Here is a 4,089-nt window from a genome sequence, read left to right on the forward strand (position 1 = left end):
TAGCCGGAACCGTCATCAATACGTTTCCGGCAGCATCCACATCCCAAGACAGCTCCCGCTCATCGGCAAATTGTCTCAGGAAATCGATCATTCCCTGCTCGTTCCCCGAGCCTCTGGGGATCTTGCTGACGACCTCAAACCAATGAAAAAATTCCGTAGGCTTAAGGTCTGATAATATCTCATTCTTCATTCTATACCTCCGTGGTCACGATGGTTTGACAGACGGTACATTCTTCCGCCTCAGCCCTCGGCTGTGCCAGGGGCAAAAAAACTGGTTTTCGATCCCGAAAGATGCAATAATAACGAAATCCGCACTCCCTGAGGATCTCCGATGCCTCGACGAAGGCTCCGCCGATCCAATCGGGCTGATGGGCATCCGAACCGAACGTGATGATCTCCCCGCCCAACTCCCGATAGCGCTTGAGGACCGATGTATCCGGACTGGGTTGTCCCATGCCGCGATACAAGGTCTTGGTGTTGCACTCGATGCCTTTGCCTTTCCGAATCACAGTCAGCAGGATCTCGTCCAAAAGATCGGCGTAGGTCCGGTACGAAAAGTACCGGTTTTTCGAAGGCAGATCTCTCAGGACAAAATCCAGATGCCCCACGACGTCGTAGGCGTCCGTGGCGGCAAGGTTGTCCAGCTCGGTTTGAAAATAGGCGCGGCAGGCGTCTTCTTCGGTGCAGTCTCTGTACAGGGCAGGATCTTCCGTGTCCCGGCCATTGAAGAAGTGGGTGGATCCGATCACAAAGTCAAAAGGATAGGCTGCCACGTATCGGTCCAACCTTTTGCCCAGGGGGACCTGCAGTCCCAGCTCGATTCCGATCAGAACTTCGATCCGGCCCTCGTATTTCTCCCTGACCTCCCGAAGAACACTGAGATATCCTTCCGTGTCTCCGGTCTCTGACAGCAGATAAATGCTGTGCCAGGGCGGATAATCATAGTCCTGGTGATCTGAAATGGCGATGTGTTTCATCCCCAGGCTCAAGGCTTTCCTGACTTCAGTCTCCACCGGAGCGGTCGAGTCGCTGGAGAAACAGGTGTGGACATGCATGTCTGTGATCACGATGGTGTTTCTTCCTTTTCTGGTTCTAGGGAATTGCCGGACTTGGGAATCACGATGGACACTTTCGTCCCGATATCCTGGCGGCTCAGCACCTCCATATGCCCTCCGTGGCGCTCTGCGATCCAACGGGCGATGGACAGCCCCAAACCGGTTCCGCCGGTGCTCTTGGCCCGGGATTCGTCTGCTCGATAAAACCGATCGAACACCTTTGCCACTGCTTCCGGCGGAATCCCGATCCCTTCGTCCCGCACGGTCAGCGAAACCTCCTCTTTCCTTTCCGAGATCGACAGCGTGATCCGCCCGCCGGCATGGCTGTATTTGATGGCGTTGTCGATCAGGATCCGCAGCGCCTGCTTGATCAGGCCTTTGTCGGCGCGGATCGACGCGCGTTGCACATCGGAGGCAAATTCGTGGCCGGTGTCGATCATCTGGGTCTCCCGGAGCACTTCTTCCGCAAGCAGCGACAAGTCGAAGGTTTCGGGCTGCAGATGCATCGTGTTGCTGTCTCCCCGGGCAAGAAACAACAGTTGTTCCACGAGTCCTTTCATGTTTGCCGCTTCTTCCTTGATTGCCCGGATGCTTTCCTCCAGCGTCTTCTCGTCCTTCTTTCCCCAGCGATCCAGCAGATTGGCATATCCTTCGATCACAGCGATGGGTGTGCGCAGTTCGTGGGAAGCATCGGATACGAAACGGATCTGAGACCGATAGGAATCGTTGATGCGATCCAGCATTCCGTTGATCGCCGATGCCAGCCCCCGCAGTTCGCTTTCTGTTTCGTCTACGGAAATGCGGGTGTCGAGCTTTGCTGCATTGATGGAATCCAGTTTGTCCGCCAGATCTTCCATTTTTTTCACATCGAGATCCGATCCCGGCATATTGAGCGTCCGGGCCGTCTCTGCCAGGGCGACGATGGGCTGAAGGTTCTTGCGGATCAGATGTGCGCCTGAGAAAATCGACCCGAGCAACAAAAACGCCTGCAGGAGAAACAGGGCGCACAGCACCTGTTTCAACGCTGCGATCCAAGGCCCCACATCGGTTTCGATCCGGTACGTTCGATTGTCCGAAATAAATTCGTATTCAAAAACGAGATGCTCGGCACGTTGGGGAAAGGGTAGCGTCTCCTCCGCATCGAATCGATAGTTTCTCGCCCCGCTCCGGGTTTCTTCGGGAACAAAGGGATGGAATCCTTCGGGCAGAACGAATCCCTCGGGCTTTCTCAGCAATTCTTCGATGCGATATCCGTCGATCTCCGCCCATCGGTCACTCCGCCGGGCGGGTAGGCCGTATTCGTTGATGGTCCGTACGGTTTTCGCCAGGGTTCTTTCGGCGTCGAGCAGCAGCACGGTGCCGAAGGCGAGGCACAAAAAAAGATCCAGTACGATAAAAATGCCCACCATGCGGAAAAACAAATGGGTGTTCAATTTATATACGAGAGAAGATTTCGTTTTCTTTCCTCTCGGCTCCTGCTTTTTGCTCTGACGGTGCTTATTCATCTTTGATCACATAGCCCACGCCCCTGACAGTATGGATCAGCTTGATATCGAATACATCATCGATTTTTGCCCGCAGAAAACGAATATAGACATCCACGGTATTGGTGCCGCCGTCAAACTCGTACGCCCATACGTTGTCCAGCAGCATCTCCCGGGATAAGACCAGCCCCTTGTTTTTGAGCAGGTAGCGGAGCAGATCGAATTCGCGCTTCGTCAGTTCCACCGGAACGTCCCCCACGCAAACCGTATGCCTGCGCGCATCCAGCGTCAGGCCGGAAGCCGTCAACACATCGGCCGCTTCCTTTTGCACAGTCTGTTTTCTGAGGCACATGCGGATCCTCGCCAGCAATTCTTCGATTGCGAACGGTTTCGTCAGATAATCATCGGCGCCTCCGTCCAGACCGGAGACCTTGTCTTCCACGCTGTCCCGGGCCGTCAACAGGATGACAGGAATGAAGGACGTGCGTCGAATACGGCGCAAGACCTCCATTCCGCTGATCCGGGGCAGCATGATATCCAGCAGGATCAAATCGAACCCGCCGGATTGGGCAAGCTCCAATCCGGCTCTGCCGTCGAACGCTTTCGTCACTTCGTAGCCCTCGTAGGCAAGTTCCAATTCCACGAAGCGCGCCAGCTTCTCTTCATCTTCGATCAACAGTATTTTTGAACCCATACCCCATCCGTTTCACGTTATTCTTTTGCGCTGTCCTGATTTTCCATCACAGACCGCTTGATATTTTCTGCGGTTTTCGCCGCTGCGTCCATGGCATTGTTGACGGAGTCTTTCCCGAAATCGGGACCCGTAAAGACGTACCGGTATCCGCAGAAGAGCCCGATCACCAGCAGGGGCACCGTGACCCAGAAGAAGAGCAGCGTCAGGATCACCAAGATCGTGATGGAGATCGTCGTCTTGACTTCGCCGTCTTTCATCACCTGGATGCCGTTGATGTTCCCTCTGTGAATGAGCTGTCCGCAGAATGCGACAAACCGTCTGAACGGACCGTCCTCTCCTGCTCTGCGCGAATGTCCGTGGCCTGTGCGCTCCTTCGTCGATGCCGGTTCTCCGGTCTCGTCGTTCTTTTGGCTGCTGTAATAACCGCCGCCCGGAGGGGGCGCCACGCTTCCTTTTTTCTCCAGCCGGATCAACGCTTCCAGAATGTCTCCGTTCGCTTCCTCCAGCGCAGCTCTGGCTTCGTCGTAGCTGACGTTTGCTCTGTCACGAAGCTTTTCTACCTGTTCCAATGTAATCATTTTCAATACCTCCTTGATTGACTGTGTGATGGATGATGGTGACAGCATACCAATCAAGGATGAAAGCACCCTTTGGATAAGATTAAACTAGGATTAAAATATCAAATCGGCTCTCCCCGCACACCTTCCTGCAGGAAGGCTTTGTGCCTATGATTCTATCATAAACATAAAAATACCCAACAGGATTCCGCCCAAAAATGCCCAATAAGAGTGCTTGCCTTCGTATTCTCTGGCTTCCGGCAACAAATGGGATGCCGAAAGATAGATCAGGACTCCCA

Annotated in this window: 4 protein-coding genes; all 4 read right to left on the bottom strand. The window is 54.1% G+C overall.

Annotated elements, in window-relative coordinates; genetic code table 11:
• Nucleotides 1–191 precede the first annotated feature (191 nt).
• Entirely contained in the window at nt 192–1,067 is an 876-nt protein-coding gene (locus GX147_04635) for a histidinol-phosphatase HisJ family protein (protein NLN59987.1), read from the bottom strand.
• Entirely contained in the window at nt 1,064–2,464 is a 1,401-nt protein-coding gene (locus GX147_04640; GenBank protein ID NLN59988.1) for a HAMP domain-containing histidine kinase, read from the bottom strand. Before GX147_04640 ends, GX147_04635 begins: the two co-directional genes overlap by 4 nt.
• Before the next feature lie 88 nt (nt 2,465–2,552).
• The gene (locus GX147_04645; protein NLN59989.1) at nt 2,553–3,233 is read right to left on the bottom strand and encodes a response regulator transcription factor; all 681 of its coding nucleotides are present in this window, start codon (nt 3,231–3,233) and stop codon (nt 2,553–2,555) included.
• Nucleotides 3,234–3,250: 17 nt separating this feature from the next.
• A complete protein-coding gene (locus tag GX147_04650; protein ID NLN59990.1) occupies nt 3,251–3,811 on the bottom strand; it encodes a DUF4342 domain-containing protein in 561 nt (186 codons plus the stop codon).
• Nucleotides 3,812–4,089: the final 278 nt, after the last annotated feature.

Source organism: Deltaproteobacteria bacterium, assembly GCA_012522415.1.
GTDB lineage: Bacteria > Desulfobacterota > Syntrophia > Syntrophales > JAAYKM01 > JAAYKM01.